General features: G+C 56.1%; 13 protein-coding genes. 5 read left to right on the top strand and 8 right to left on the bottom strand.

The features are described 5' to 3' along the window. Window positions 1–11 precede the first annotated feature (11 nt). From Q0778_RS05435 to Q0778_RS05420, 4 genes are read left to right on the top strand one after another with little or no spacing between them, the layout of a single operon-like run. Window positions 12–2,066 (top strand): glycosyltransferase family 2 protein, encoded by a 2,055-nt coding sequence (locus Q0778_RS05435; RefSeq protein ID WP_298334594.1) that lies wholly within the window; start codon window positions 12–14, stop codon window positions 2,064–2,066. 46 nt (window positions 2,067–2,112) lie between these two features. Further along, a complete protein-coding gene (locus tag Q0778_RS05430) occupies window positions 2,113–2,955 on the top strand; it encodes a DUF547 domain-containing protein (RefSeq protein ID WP_298334592.1) in 843 nt (280 codons plus the stop codon). Between the two features lie 52 nt (window positions 2,956–3,007). Further along, window positions 3,008–3,595, top strand: a complete 588-nt coding sequence (locus Q0778_RS05425; protein WP_298334591.1) for a TIGR04282 family arsenosugar biosynthesis glycosyltransferase — start codon at window positions 3,008–3,010, stop codon at window positions 3,593–3,595. Next, a complete protein-coding gene (locus Q0778_RS05420; RefSeq protein WP_298303511.1) occupies window positions 3,592–4,320 on the top strand; it encodes a glycosyltransferase in 729 nt (242 codons plus the stop codon). The genes Q0778_RS05425 and Q0778_RS05420 overlap by 4 nt, the downstream gene beginning before the upstream one ends. Window positions 4,321–4,343: 23 nt before the next feature. Here the strand turns inward: Q0778_RS05420 and Q0778_RS05415 are convergent, their stop codons facing one another. Beyond that, window positions 4,344–5,384 carry an SDR family oxidoreductase gene (locus Q0778_RS05415; RefSeq protein ID WP_298303513.1) on the bottom strand — a complete coding sequence of 347 codons (1,041 nt, stop codon included), beginning with the start codon at window positions 5,382–5,384 and terminating at the stop codon, window positions 4,344–4,346. Between the two features lie 16 nt (window positions 5,385–5,400). Continuing rightward, window positions 5,401–6,447: a methyltransferase domain-containing protein gene (locus Q0778_RS05410; RefSeq protein ID WP_298334589.1), complete on the bottom strand. Its 1,047-nt coding sequence runs from the start codon at window positions 6,445–6,447 to the stop codon at window positions 5,401–5,403. Window positions 6,448–6,565: 118 nt separating this feature from the next. On the opposite strand from Q0778_RS05410, the gene Q0778_RS05405 reads away from it, so the two are divergent. Beyond that, entirely contained in the window at window positions 6,566–7,525 is a 960-nt protein-coding gene (locus Q0778_RS05405; RefSeq protein WP_298334587.1) for a radical SAM protein, read from the top strand. Between the two features lie 21 nt (window positions 7,526–7,546). Here the strand turns inward: Q0778_RS05405 and Q0778_RS05400 are convergent, their stop codons facing one another. From Q0778_RS05400 to Q0778_RS05375, 6 genes are read right to left on the bottom strand one after another with little or no spacing between them, the layout of a single operon-like run. Then, complete coding sequence (locus Q0778_RS05400) at window positions 7,547–9,280, bottom strand: ABC transporter substrate-binding protein (RefSeq protein ID WP_298334585.1); 1,734 nt, start codon at window positions 9,278–9,280, stop codon at window positions 7,547–7,549. Window positions 9,281–9,314: 34 nt separating this feature from the next. Beyond that, a complete protein-coding gene (locus tag Q0778_RS05395) occupies window positions 9,315–9,587 on the bottom strand; it encodes a DUF2160 domain-containing protein (RefSeq protein WP_298334583.1) in 273 nt (90 codons plus the stop codon). 17 nt (window positions 9,588–9,604) lie between these two features. Then, window positions 9,605–10,411, bottom strand: coding sequence for a carbohydrate ABC transporter permease (locus Q0778_RS05390; protein ID WP_298303523.1), 807 nt, complete (start codon window positions 10,409–10,411; stop codon window positions 9,605–9,607). Next, window positions 10,408–11,283 carry a sugar ABC transporter permease gene (locus tag Q0778_RS05385; RefSeq protein ID WP_298303525.1) on the bottom strand — a complete coding sequence of 292 codons (876 nt, stop codon included), beginning with the start codon at window positions 11,281–11,283 and terminating at the stop codon, window positions 10,408–10,410. Before Q0778_RS05385 ends, Q0778_RS05390 begins: the two co-directional genes overlap by 4 nt. Then, window positions 11,283–12,362 (bottom strand): ABC transporter ATP-binding protein, encoded by a 1,080-nt coding sequence (locus Q0778_RS05380; RefSeq protein WP_298334582.1) that lies wholly within the window; start codon window positions 12,360–12,362, stop codon window positions 11,283–11,285. Before Q0778_RS05380 ends, Q0778_RS05385 begins: the two co-directional genes overlap by 1 nt. A 2-nt stretch (window positions 12,363–12,364) precedes the next feature. Next, complete coding sequence (locus Q0778_RS05375) at window positions 12,365–13,462, bottom strand: ABC transporter ATP-binding protein (protein WP_298334580.1); 1,098 nt, start codon at window positions 13,460–13,462, stop codon at window positions 12,365–12,367. Window positions 13,463–13,623: the final 161 nt, after the last annotated feature.

The following is a 13,623-nucleotide window of genomic DNA, read 5'->3' as shown; positions in this document are numbered from 1 at the left end:
GGCAACAATCCATGGTATCTTCGGCTTGGCGAGGGTGGCTGGCAGCCTTCGCATTTCTTGCGAGTGTGACCGCGCTTGTCATTCTCTCGCGAAGCACTAACCCGTCGATTGGGTTTTATGTCGCAGCGATGAGCATCGGTAGCGCGGCGGTCGCGCTGAGCTTGTGGAAGTCTCCAGCAATCACTGCCCGTACGGTGATGCTGGTCGCTGTTGCGGCGCATGGGCTTGCACTGTTCGGGGAGACGCGCTTCGAAGACGATTTCTATCGCTTTATCTGGGATGGCTGGCGTGTTCTCGAAACGGGGACACCCTATGGCGTAGCGCCCCTTGATTTCTACGATAATCTTGCGGTTCCTCCGGCGATGCAGCAGGTGCTGGAGTGGATCAACTATCCTGAACTGCCCACCATCTATGGTCCCGTGCTTCAGGGCCTTTTTGCGATCACCACACTATTCTCCGGCGCTGACCCCTTAGGGCTCCGTATCCTTTTTGGTGGAGCCACTCTGCTGATTTCAGCGCTTTTGCTCCGCCGTTTCAGCCCCGAAAAGGTGGCTTTGTTTGCATGGAGCCCAATGGTTGTGGCCGAGAGCACGCTCCATTTGCATCCTGATATCTTGCTCAGCTTGACGCTAGTCGCTGCGCTTTATTGGGGGCGACGGCATCCGGTGATGGGCGGGGCGCTATTGGGATTGGCTGCGGGAGTAAAGCTCGTGGCTTTGGCTGCTTGGCCCGTGCTCTTGCGTTTGCCACCAAAGGCTATGATCGCGGCGATTGTTGCTCTTCTTGCTCTTTACAGCGTGTTCGCAGTGCAAGGGCAGGGAGTGGGCTTTGAGACCACCGCGACGTTTGCGTCTGATTGGTACTTTAATGCTGTGACCTATGAGCTGCTCGATGCCGCCTTTGGGCCTGAATTTGGCCGCTTGGCAGCGCTCGGGATTGCGGGAGTTCTGGTCCTTTGGGCGCACGCGATCGCGCATGACTTTGAGCGTGTGCCTTTGGGCTTTGTATTCGGTGCGATCTTGCTCTTCGCTCCCACTGTCAATCCTTGGTATCTTGTTTGGATACTCCCCTTCGCGGTCGGGCGGCGCGAGGTTACGCCCTATGTCGCGAGCGTGGTTCTGCCTCTCTCGTATTTTACAGGGTTCAATCTGGATGACTTGAACCTGGCTGACTTTGATGTTCATCCCTACGCGCTTGTCGCTGAGCGTTTGCTGTTGGCCGCAGCCATTGGGTATGACATTTTCCGCGCTTGGCAGCGCAGCCCAGCCGCACAGAAGCCAAAGCTGTGTCCGATTAGCGAACCTAAGGTTTCGGTGATCATCCCAGCACTCAATGAAGAAACTTCCATTGGCAAGACCGTGCAAGGCATCCTCAAGGCTGCCCCGACCGGGCTGTCTCAAGTCATAGTTGCGGATAACGGTTCTAGCGACGACACCGCGCAGCTCGCACGAGAAGCAGGCGCGAGCGTCGTCTATGAGCCCGAACGTGGGTATGGCGCCGCTTGCCTCACCGGATTGAGCGCTGTTTCACCGGACGCCAATATAATCCTGTTTATGGATGCTGATCTTTCAGACGTGCCCGAAGAAGCAGCGTCGCTCTTAGAACCGATTATATCGGGAGAGGCAGAGATGGTGATCGGCTCGCGCGCGCTTGGTCAGGTTGAGAAGGGCGCTATGACCACGCCACAGCGCTTAGGAAATTGGCTTGCTCCCGCATTGGTGCGGATGATCTGGCGCATGCGATACACCGATCTTGGACCATTCCGTGCCGTACGTAGAAGCTCGCTTGATGCGCTTGCCATGGCGGATCGTGACTTTGGCTGGACGATTGAGATGCAAGTGCGTGCCGCGAAGCTCGATATGCGCGTGGTTGAGAGGCCGGTCAGCTATCGTCGCCGTATTGGGCAGTCCAAGATATCTGGCACCATCCGAGGTGTGCTCGCCGCCGGTACCAAAATTCTCTATGTCATCGCGCGCGAGGCATTCGGTGATTTCGGTGCGGCGGACAGGCGCAAAGCCCGGCCATCAGATGCAGCGAAGACCAAAGATGTAACAATATCGGCATGAACGTCGAAAGCCCAATGACCCTGACTGAAACCCGGAGCCAAGTGCGATGAACCACCCGACCTCACCACAACCCATTCCCGGACCGGTGCTCTCCCGCCGCACCTTTGTGGCCGTGATCCCTGCGACCGCGATACTAGCGGCATGCGCACCAGAGGCTGGCGGCTTGGGCGATGAGAGTTTTGGTGCAAAGGAAGGCTCTATAGATGCAATCGACCACTCTCGCTTTGATGCATTGCTCAAGCAATACGTCGTCGAGGGCGATAATGGCGTGAACCTGGTCAGATACGAGCAACTCCAATCCGAAGCGGCGGACGAACTTACCGCCTACCTCACCGCCATGCAGGAAATCGCGATCGAGGATTTTGGCCGAGATGAGCAGTTTGCGTTCTGGGCCAATCTCTACAACGCGGCAACGCTTGATGTGATCATCCAGAACTATCCGGTGGATTCGATCCGTGACATCGGCATTCTGAGCCTTGGTCCATGGGATGACGAAGTCGTAACGGTTTCAGGTCGGACTTTGACACTCAACAATATTGAGCACGACATTATGCGTCCGGACTGGCAGGATGTACGTGTCCACTACGCAGTGAATTGCGCCTCGATTGGCTGCCCCAACCTGGGAACAGAGGCCTTCACCGGTGCGAAGCTGGAAGAGCAGCTTGAGGCCGCAGCTAGCGCCTACGTAAACCACCCGCGCGGCTTCGGCGGTGAACCTGGCAAGATCGTGGCTTCGAACATCTACGATTGGTATCAAGGCGACTGGGGCACGGAACAAGACGTGCTGGATCATGCGCGCGAGTACGCTGTTGGCCCGACTGCTGCTCTGCTCGAAAATGCTGAAATCATCTCTGGCTATGACTATGATTGGGGCCTCAATCTCGCTTGATTGCAAATAGCGAATTGCACTTCGGCGAGGGATCATCCAACAGGCGGCTTCGATGCGAAGCGAGCCGACCCTTATCCTGTTTGTCAGATATCCTGAGCCGGGTGAATGCAAGACGCGTTTGATCCCGGCTGTCGGCCCCGAAGGAGCCGCAGCAGTGCATCGCCAATTGGCGAGCCGAACTGCCCATCTTTTGCGCGACAGCGGTTGCGCCAGGATCATCGCCTACACTGGCGGTGCGGAGGCCGATTTCGAGGCGTGGCTCGGGCATGGTTTCGAATTGGTTCGGCAGGTTGATGGTGACCTGTCAGATCGGCTTTGCGCGTTCTTGGGCCGTGCGCCGTTGGTCTTTTTTGGAGCGGATACGCCTGACCTTGCCACGCATCATATTGAGGCAGCGGTCGCAGGGCTGAAAACCCACGAGGTCGTTATTGGACCAGCTGAAGATGGCGGCTATTATCTGATTGCGATGAGCCGTCCTTTGCCCGAATTGCTGACCGAAATGCTGTGGAGCACCGAGCATGTGCTGCCCGAGACTTTGCGTCGATTGAAAGCGCTCAGAATCGAGCCGCTTTTGCTCGAAACGCTCTCCGATTGTGATCGCCCCGAAGATCTCGCGCGTTGGCCAGAGTTGTTGTCGTGAGCACCGTCACAATCCTCGTCCCCACATTGAATGAGGAAGAGGCGCTTCCAGCGACGATTGCTAGTTTAAAGAGGCTCAATCCAGCTCCAGATGAGATTTTGATTGTCGATGGAGGCAGCGAAGATCGCACGCTCGCGATTGCTGAGGAAGCTGGCTTGCGTACGGTGAATGCACCAAGGCGAGGACGCGGCGCGCAGATCAATTACGGGGTTCGCGAAGCTATCGGAGAGATTGTTTGCGTGCTTCACGCTGACAGCGAATTGCCAACCGATGGTGTCTTGGTGATCGATAACGTAATGGCGGATGAGCGCACCGCCCTGGCAAGTTTCTTACCGCGTCTCGTGGGCAAGAACGGGACCCGCTGGGGCACAACTTTTCACAACTATATCAAGACTTGGTACGCGCCTCTTATCACCCGACCTCATCTCTTTGTGCGAGGGGTAAGGCTCCTATTCGGTGACCACGCCATGTTCTTTCGTAAGGAAGATTTCTTGCGCATCGGTGGCTGTGATGAACGGCTTGCGGTGATGGAAGAGGCGGGGCTCTGCATCAATTTTGCCAAGCTTGGCCGGACGCGGATCGTCTATCGCTGGGTCACCACGTCAGATCGCAGGATCGAGCAATTAGGGCGCTGGCGTGCGAACTACGTTTATCTCAAAGTGGGTCTGATGTGGTCATTCGGCGTGCGCGAAGGCCTAGCAGAGCACTACCCCGATATACGCTGATTGCTGTGCCAACTCGGTGGTTTTCAATTGGTCGCCTGGCGCGGCTTGATAAAGCCCTCATCCACACAAAAGGATATGTGTTTCAGAAGGTCTTGTGCATCCAATTGCGGTGCCTTCAGTCCGACCAAACGGGTGATCGCATTGGTTTCAAACTGTGGCGAGCGTTCGAAATAGGAGAGGTAGGGCTGTATAAGCCGCTCAGTCATGCCAGCGAGGCCATTTGCTTCAACACAAGGCGCAGCGATCTGGGGAGCGCGCAAGCCCGGAGTCCTACCAATAAGGCTCAGGAAGAGCTCTGAAGAGATGGCCTCTCGCGCCGCCAAGTGGACAATCTCAGACTGCGCATTGGTATCGCACGCAAGCGCGACAATGCCTTCAACTACATGGTCAATCGGCACGAAATTGAGCGTTGATCGAGGATCTACGCGAACCGATTTGACCCGCCCTTCCGCGATGAATTTGAAAGCAGTGTAGACCGTGTCAAAGCTGCGGATCTGACCACTTTTGTGCTCGCCCACTATGATACTGGGTCGAGCAATTATCGCATCGGGCCGTAGTTCAAGCAGGCGGTGTTCGGCGAGGGCCTTGGAGCGCTCGTAACCGTTGCCAAACGAGTCGTTCGGTCCGTGAGAGGTTTCAGAAATAGCACCTTTGCGAAGCCCGCAGGAATAGGCGGTGCTGACGTGCACAAGCCGGGCATTGGGAAACTGCTTTGCAACATTGCAGGTGCCGTGAACGTTGATCGATTCAAGGTCTTCCGACGGGGCTTCAAAGCGAACCAACGCGGCGCAATGGATGACGCAATCTACGCCTTGCGCGACAGCCATGCGCTCACTCTCTGAGAGCCCTAATCCTGGCTCCGCAATGTCACCTCGAAGCGTTAGAATCTCTCCATCTTGCGGCGGATCACCATCGAAGCTCGACGCTTGCAAAGCTCCACCATCATTTCCTCTGATATCAGCGGCGTTATGCACCAGCCCAATCACACCGTGGCCTCGACGGACCAGCTCGTGAGCAATCGCTCCACCCAGTAATCCCGCAGCGCCGGTGAGAAAGATGATCATCAGTCAAGCAATTGGCTTAGCAGCAGGAAACCGCTTCGCTCTCTTCGTGGCTGTCAAAAGGAAGGCTTCCGCCGCATCCTTCGAATATTCCATAATGGTGATCGAAATTACCGACAAAGTCGAAATGCTGGGCGAAGCGTGTATCTGCGAGCATCTTCCAAGTGTTTCCGCAAACCGGAAATACGCGGCCTCTCTCGATTTGGTGCTTGTTATCCAGATTGAAGACCCGCTCTTCGCCTTGAACTCCGCCACGATAGATCACCGCTTGACCATAGTCTTCGCATTCAGGCTCAAGCCCTTCGAGCTTGAACAGTCGACAGGTGGCCGAAAGAAAGCGGAAGCCATCAAGTTTTGCGGCGATTGCAGAATCGTTGATCGAAAGTGCGCGGTGAATCACCGTGCGGGGATCGGTGAAGCCGGCTTCCTTCGCGAACATCATGAAATCGCCCCAATAGAGCGCGCCCGACAGGCACTCGCCATGCAGCACCGGGTCTTGTTGGAGCGCCTCGGGAATACGGCGATCACCGTATACATCCGAGAAGAACATCTCTCCGCCCAGTTTTAGAAGCTTGTGCGCAGCGTGGAATATTCGCGCTTTGTCAGAGGCCAAGTTGATCACGCAATTGGAGATAATAATGTCGAAGCTTCCCGGCTCGAAACCCAGATCTTCCAGCTCCTCAATATTGCCCTCGATGAAACTCACATTGCTCGAGTCATAACCGAAGCGTTCGCGGTGCCATTCGAGATGTTCGCGAGCGACCTCTAGCTGCTCCGGGGTGACATCCACGCCGACCACTTCGCCCGTGGGACCAACCAATTGAGCAAGAACATAGGCATCCTGTCCCGACCCGGAGCCCAGATCGAGTATACGCGCGCCTTCAATGCCAGTGGGAGCAACCAGGCCACAACCGTAATAGCGCGCCTTCACTTCAGGATGGACATTCGCGAGCGCTTCCACGACATGAGGCGGAGGTATATCAGCCATTGTGCAGGCATCGGTCCGAAGATCGTCTGTCCGCTTAAGAACCTGTCCGTAATACTCTTGGCTGTTCTGAAGGTTCATTTGCGTCCTCCGGATCGCATGATGGGCATCGAGGTAAGTTCGCGTCAATTGCGACGCCGGTTACATAACAGGTGGGCAAGAATTGTAACCGACTCAGTTGAAGGAACGTAGGAAAAACATGGATACTGAAGCATCTCCATTCATCCTTCGTGACGTCTCACCCATTGATCCATACAAATTCACCGATCCGCACCGCACCGCAAAGGGGGAGAAGCGCGCGAGCATCGCTTTGGAGAAGTTGGAGACGCTGTGGTTCAACACCGGCACGCTGTGCAATCTGGCGTGCAAATCCTGCTATATCGAAAGCTCGCCGAAGAACGACGCGCTTGTCTACATTACGTTGGACGAGATGCGGGCCTATCTCGATGAGATTGCGCGCGAAAGTCTACCCACGCGAGAGATCGCTTTCACCGGCGGCGAACCGTTTATGAACCCGGATATGATCGCAATTATCCGTCTGTGTCTGGATCGCGGGTTTAAGGTGCTGGTTCTTTCCAACGCAATGCGGCCGATGCGGCGGTTTGAGCAGCAATTGCTCGATATGCCGCACCGCGAGCGGCTGACCATCAGGGTGAGCCTCGATCATTACACCAAGACTGTCCACGAAGCGGAACGTGGTGTCAGCTGGGACAAGGCGATTGATGGCCTGCAATGGCTTGCCAGCAATGGTTTCAACATTGCGGTCGCTGGTCGCCATCTTGAACATGAGACCGACAACGATGCTCGTGTAGGTTTCGGAGCGTTGTTCGGTGACTTAGGCCTCACGATTGACGCAAATGATCCGGCTCAGCTGGTGTTATTCCCGGAAATGGATGAGACTGCCGATGTTCCTGAAATCACCGCCGGTTGCTGGGATATTCTTTCGGTCGATCCGCACGCTATGATGTGTTCATCAAGCCGCATGGTGGTGAAACGCAAGGGTGAGGAGACCCCGCGTGTCGTCGCCTGCACATTGCTGCCTTATCAAGATGGCTTTGACCTTGGCGAGACGCTGGCCGAAGCGAGCTGCGATGTATCGCTCAATCATCCCCATTGCGCGCGGTTCTGCGTGCTAGGCGGAGCGAGTTGCACCGCCTAGCGTTGGCCGATCCAGAACCGTTTAGCGCCAGGTTTCCAGCAGCTCGTCATATTCGATTGTGATGGGTTCAGGATCCTCATTGGCGAGCTTCGCCTTCGGAGCACCCGGTTGGTTCAGCCAATAGTCTGCGGAACGCTCTTCATTGAGCTTAGGCCCAAGATCGCCTTGCAATCCTGCGCGCTCAAGCCGTTCGAGAACCCGTTCTTGTTGCTCACAAAGCGCATCGAGCGCTTCTTGCGAGGACTTGGTGCCCGACGAGGCATCGCCAATGTTCTGCCACCACAGCTGCGCCAAGCGCGGGTAGTCCGGGACATTGGTGCCCGTGGGTGACCAGCGGGTGCGGGCGGGGGATCGGTAGAATTCAACCAGTCCGCCCAGTTTCGGTGCACGCTCGGTAAAGCTTTCGTGCTGGATCGTGGACTCGCGAATAAAGGTCAGGCCCTCATGCGCTTTCTTCACATCAACCGTCTTCGAGGTGACAAATTGGGCATAGAGCCATGCCGCCTTGGCGCGGTCGGTTGGAGTGGATTTCATCAGTGTCCAGGAGCCTGCGTCCTGATAGCCGACCTTCATTCCCTCCTCCCAATAGGCGCCGTGCGGACTGGGGGCCATGCGCCAACGCGGGCTGCCGTCGTCATAGAGGACGGCTGAGGCCTCTTCGCCGACCATGTTGGCGGTGAAGGTAGTGTACCAGAATATCTGCTGCGCGATTGCGCCTTGGGCGGGCACTGGCCCGGCTTCCGAAAAGGTCATGCCAGCCGCAGAAGGTGGCGAATATTCGTTTAGCCATTTGGAGTATTTCGCGAGCGCGTAGACCGCCGCAGGTGAATTGGTCGCGCCGCCCCTTACAACGCATGATCCCACCGGCTGCGAGGCGTCATTCACGCGGATGCCCCATTCATCGACTGGTAGACCATTTGGCTCGCCAACCGAACCCATTCCCGCCATCGACATCCACGCATCGGTGAAACGCCAGCCGAGCGAGGGGTCTTTCTTGCCGTAATCCATACTGCCATAGACCGTTTGCCCGGCAATCTCGCGTCCAGTGAAGAATTCGGCGATGTCTTCATAGGCGGACCAATTCACCGGAACGCCAAGGTCATAGCCATAGGCGGCTTTGAAGTCGGCCTTGATCGCGGGATCGGTGAACCAATCGTAGCGGAACCAATAAAGGTTCGCGAATTGCTGATCTGGCAGCTGATAGAGCTTGCCATCGGGGCCGGTGGTAAAATCGGTGCCGATGAAATCGGGAAGGTCCAGCGTCGGGCTGGTCACATCTCCACCTTCGCCCGCCATCCAATCGGTGAGATTGCGCACCTGCTGATAGCGCCAGTGGGTGCCGATGAGGTCGCTGTCATTGACGTAAGCGTCGTAGATATTCTCATCTGACTGCATTTGCGTTTGCAGCTTTTCGACCACGTCGCCTTCGCCGATCAGATCGTGCGTGACGTTGATGCCGGTGATCGCGGTGAACGCAGGAGCGAGTACCTTGCTCTCATATTCGTGGGTGGCAATGGTTTCCGACACCACTGAGATGGCCATACCTTGGTAAGGCGCGGCGGCTTCCATGAACCAGTCGATTTCAGCCTGCTGCTCTTCACGGGTCAGGGCGGACATATCGCCGATTTCATTGTTTAGAAAGTCGCTTGCGGCTTGTTGGCGCTCCGCGTCGCTCAGGACAACAAAGTTGTCATCCGCGGCATCCGAACAAGCGGCCACAACAAGGCTAGCGGCCAGCACAATCGCAATTCTCATCAATCTCTTCCCGATTATTTGGTCTTGGTTTGCTTCATACCCAGCGGAAAACGCAAAATGCAAACACTGCGCAGATGCCAAGGGCAAAGTATTGCGGAAGATCGGTGAAGCCGATCCACGCCAGGTTGATAAAGGCAGACCCAAGCAGCGTTAGAAACAGACGATCCCCACGCGCTGTTTCGATGCCCAAAGCGCCCACGCGCGGCGTGCTGGGGCGTTTGATGGCTAGCAGGCTCATTACGGCCAACGCTGATGCAATGCTCGCGAAGAACAGCGCGGTGGGCAAGGTCCAGGCGATCCAATCCATGTCAGACCCTCCGCATCTCAAACCCGTCCTAGGGCAAAGCCCTTGGCGATGTAGCCGCGGACAAAATAGATCACGATTGCACCCGGAATGATTGTCAGCACCCCGGCAGCAGCGAGCACGCCCCAGTCGAGACCCGAGGCAGAAACAGTGCGCGTCATAATCGCGGTGATGGGTTTGGCGTCGACGCTGGTCAGCGTGCGGCTCAGCAGCAGCTCCACCCAGCTGAACATGAAGCAGAAGAACGCCGCCACCCCGATCCCCGGCGCGATCATGGGCACGAATATGCGGGTGAAGAAGCGGGTGAAGCCATAGCCATCGATAAAGGCCGTCTCGTCAATCTCGCGCGGAACACCGCGCATAAAGCCTTCCAAAATCCAAACCGCGAGCGGCACATTGAACAGGCAATGCGCCAGCGCCACCGCGATATGCGTATCGAACAGGTTTACGCTGGAATAGAGTTGGAAAAAGGGAAGGGCGAAGACGGCAGGCGGTGCCATGCGATTAGTCAGCAGCCAGAAGAACAAATGGTTGTCGCCCATAAAGCGATAACGGCTGAAGGCGTAGGCGGCAGGCAGGGCAACGCATAGCGAAATGATCGTGTTCATTGTCACGTAGATGAAGCTGTTCACAAAGCCCATATACCACGATGGATCGGTCAGGATCGTGCGGTAATTCTCAAACGTCAGCTCCTGCGGAAAGAGTGTGAAGGCTCCCAAAATCTCGGAGTTTGGCTTCAGGCTCATGATGACCAGCCAATAGATCGGCACCAGCAGGAAGAGCAGATACGCGACCATAATGATGGGAGAGAGGCGAAGCTTCTTCACGACTGCGCCTCCTCTTTGTCGCTTGCGATCATCACGGTGTAGAAAACGTAAGAGATGAGCAGGATCACTAGGAAATACATCAGCGAAAACGCTGCTGCTGGCCCCAGATCAAACTGTCCTAACGCCATCTTCACCAGATCAATCGACAGGAATGTCGTCGCATTGCCCGGCCCGCCCCCGGTGAGCACGAATGGCTCGGTATAGATCATGAAGCTGTCCATAAAGCGCAGCAGCACCGCGATAATCAGCACACCGCGCATCTTGGGAAGTTCGATATGGCGGAATACGCTCCAACGGCTCGCCTGGTCGATCTCTGCGGCTTGGTAGTACGCGTCGGGGATTGAGCGGAGGCCAGCATAACAAAGCAGCGCCACCAGTGAGGTCCAGTGCCATACATCCATGGCGACAACCGTCACCCACGCATCTGCGGCGTTCTGCGCGTAATTGTATTCGAAGCCGAGGTCTGTCACGAAGCGGCCCAGAAGGCCAATGTCCGAGCGGGCAAACACCTGCCAGATGGTCCCAACAACATTGTACGGAATGAGCAGCGGCAAGGCCATCAACACCAGACATAGAGAGGCAAGCCAGCCCTTCTTCGGCATGCACAAGGCGACGAGGATACCCAGCGGTATCTCAATCAGCAGGATGATGGAGGAGAACATGAGCTGGCGACCCAGCGCATCCCACAACCGCTCTGAACGCAGCAACTCGCGGTACCATTCAAGGCCTACCCAAAAGAACTCATTCCCGCCAAAACTGTCCTGAAACGAATAGTTTACGACGGTCATCATCGGAATGACCGAGGAGAATGCCACCAGCAAAAGGACTGGAAGCACTAGGAACCATGCACGTTGGTTGGCGGTCTTTTCCATCAGTTCGCGCTCCGTCCCTCAACTCGCCAATCATTGTGGAAGACACTGATTTTGTCCGGGTCGAGCACGATATTGGTCATATCGGCATTGATCTCCTGATTGGCATCAACAACGATGTTGAATTCGGTGTCAAAGACTCTGGTGTTGACGAACTTATGCCGACCAGCATCCTGAATCCTGTTGATGCGAATGGGCAAGCCTTTGTCCTTTGTTAGCCGGACAAACTCAGGCCGAATGCCAAGCGCAAGTTCGCCATCTGGCTGGCCATAATCCTGTCCAAGTTCAACGCTCTCACCGTGGACAGAAGCGGTGCATCCCTGAATGGTGACGGGCAAAAAATTCATACCCGGTGAGCCGATAAAATAGCCGACAAAAGAGTGTGCGGGCTTTTCAAACAGCTCTTGCGGAGTACCGATTTGGAGGACCTTGCCCTCATGCATGACGACAACTTTGTCCGCAAAGGTCAAGGCCTCGGTCTGATCGTGGGTCACGTAGACCATAGTGTGACCGAACTCGCGGTGTAGTGACTTTAATTGGGTGCGCAATTCCCACTTCAGATGCGGATCGATCACGGTGAGAGGCTCATCAAACAGGATCGCATTCACATCATCGCGCACCATTCCGCGGCCCAGCGAGATCTTCTGCTTAAGGTCCGCCGTCATACCCTGTGCTTTCTTGCCCAGTATGCCCTCCAGTCCGATCATCTGCGCAATGCGATCCACCCGTTCGGCGATGTAGGCTTGCTCCATCCCGCGATTGCGCAAGGGGAAAGCGAGGTTGTCGCGCACCGTCATCGTGTCATAGACAACCGGGAACTGAAAAACCTGAGCAATGTTGCGCTCGGCGGTCGAGGCGGCGGTCACATCCTGATCGCCAAATAGGACGCGCCCGCGCGTCGGTTCGAGCAGCCCAGACATGATGTTGAGCAGAGTTGTCTTTCCGCAGCCGCTGGGGCCAAGCAGCGCGTAGGCGTGCCCGTCGTCCCATTTGAGGTTCACCTCTTTCAAAGCGAAATCAGAATCACCTTGAGGGTTTGGGCGGTAGCTATGCGCGAGATTCTCTAGAGTAATGGAAGCCAATTCTACGCTCCTGCCCGCGCCGGGTCGGCGCAAAGCTTGCCGACCGTTGTGCCACTCTTATCAAACAGGAAGATATTCTGAGGCGCGACACTAACGGTCAGAGCCTCTCCCTCAACAAAGGACCGAGGACCTCCGACCAAGCCGATCCAGCGTTGCCCAACTGCTTCGACGTGAAAGAATGTATCCGACCCGGTGAGCTCGGTGGCAATCAGCTTCGTTTCGAACGCGATGTTGCCCTCGGCATCCCCGCTCAGTTCAAGATGGTGAGCGCGAAAACCGGCGTGGAATTCGCCATCGGGAAATTGGGCCGTTTCTTGGTCGAGCATTGCCAATTGGCCGTTCGGGAAATGAACTTCTGTTCCCATTTTGCGGACCGTCACAGGATTCATTGGTGGGTCGGAATAAACCCGGGCCGTGGTCTCGTCCGCAGGTTGGCGATAGACTTCTATTGATGGGCCGAACTGGGTTACGCGTCCTTCCCAAAGAGTCGCGGTGTTTCCGCCAAGCAGCAAGGCCTCTTCGGGCTCGGTCGTCGCGTAAACAAAGATTGCGCCTGAGGCGGCGAACAGCCGCGGGATCTCGATGCGCAGCTCTTCGCGCAACTTGTAATCAAGATTGGCGAGTGGTTCATCCATCAAGACAAGTCCAACGTCTTTCGCGAGTGCACGTGCAATTGCGCATCTTTGCTGCTGCCCTCCGGAAATCTCGCTTGGTTTGCGATCGAGCAGACCGGTAAGCTTCAAAAGCTCTGCCATCTCTTGCACCTTCGCGTCGATCTCCTGTCGCGATTTCTTCTGTAATTTCAGTGGAGAAGCAATGTTTTCATAGACGCTGAGTGAAGGGTAATTCACAAACTGCTGATACACCATGGCAACATCGCGATCCTGCACGCGCTTGCCGGTAACATCGTCTTCGCCCCAGAAAATCTTGCCAGTATCGGGCTTGTCGAGCCCCGCCATCAGCCGCATTAGACTGGTCTTGCCTGCCAGTGTGGGGCCGAGGAGAACATTCATCGTCCCCTTTTCAAGCTCGAGATTGACGGGGTGGATGTGCAGAAGCCCGTCTACCGTCTTTGAGACATCTTGAAGACGGAGGCTCATGATAGGGCCTTCCAAAAGAGATGGTTCAACATGCTCACCCGTTGTTCGAGCCGTTATTCGAAGAAGGGGGATTGCGCAGGGCCGACGCATTGGTGGCTGCTGTCCCCAGAAGTGTGAGTGTCTTGCCCACCTGAAGCTTGGAAAGCAACTGTGCGGTGTGG

It is taken from the genome of uncultured Erythrobacter sp. (assembly GCF_947502395.1).
GTDB lineage: Bacteria > Pseudomonadota > Alphaproteobacteria > Sphingomonadales > Sphingomonadaceae > Erythrobacter.
The sequence above is the reverse complement of the archived record's forward strand: the minus strand, read 5'-3'. Positions and strand labels throughout refer to the sequence as shown.

Coding starts and splice junctions, on each gene's coding strand:
- Q0778_RS05435 (WP_298334594.1), top strand. CDS start 12: ATGGTATCTTCGGCTTGGCGAGGGTGGCTGGCAGCCTTCGCATTTCTT.
- Q0778_RS05430 (WP_298334592.1), top strand. CDS start 2,113: ATGAACCACCCGACCTCACCACAACCCATTCCCGGACCGGTGCTCTCC.
- Q0778_RS05425 (WP_298334591.1), top strand. CDS start 3,008: ATGCGAAGCGAGCCGACCCTTATCCTGTTTGTCAGATATCCTGAGCCG.
- Q0778_RS05415 (WP_298303513.1), bottom strand. CDS start 5,384: ATGATCATCTTTCTCACCGGCGCTGCGGGATTACTGGGTGGAGCGATT.
- Q0778_RS05410 (WP_298334589.1), bottom strand. CDS start 6,447: ATGAACCTTCAGAACAGCCAAGAGTATTACGGACAGGTTCTTAAGCGG.
- Q0778_RS05405 (WP_298334587.1), top strand. CDS start 6,566: ATGGATACTGAAGCATCTCCATTCATCCTTCGTGACGTCTCACCCATT.
- Q0778_RS05400 (WP_298334585.1), bottom strand. CDS start 9,280: ATGAGAATTGCGATTGTGCTGGCCGCTAGCCTTGTTGTGGCCGCTTGT.
- Q0778_RS05395 (WP_298334583.1), bottom strand. CDS start 9,587: ATGGATTGGATCGCCTGGACCTTGCCCACCGCGCTGTTCTTCGCGAGC.
- Q0778_RS05385 (WP_298303525.1), bottom strand. CDS start 11,283: ATGGAAAAGACCGCCAACCAACGTGCATGGTTCCTAGTGCTTCCAGTC.
- Q0778_RS05375 (WP_298334580.1), bottom strand. CDS start 13,462: ATGAGCCTCCGTCTTCAAGATGTCTCAAAGACGGTAGACGGGCTTCTG.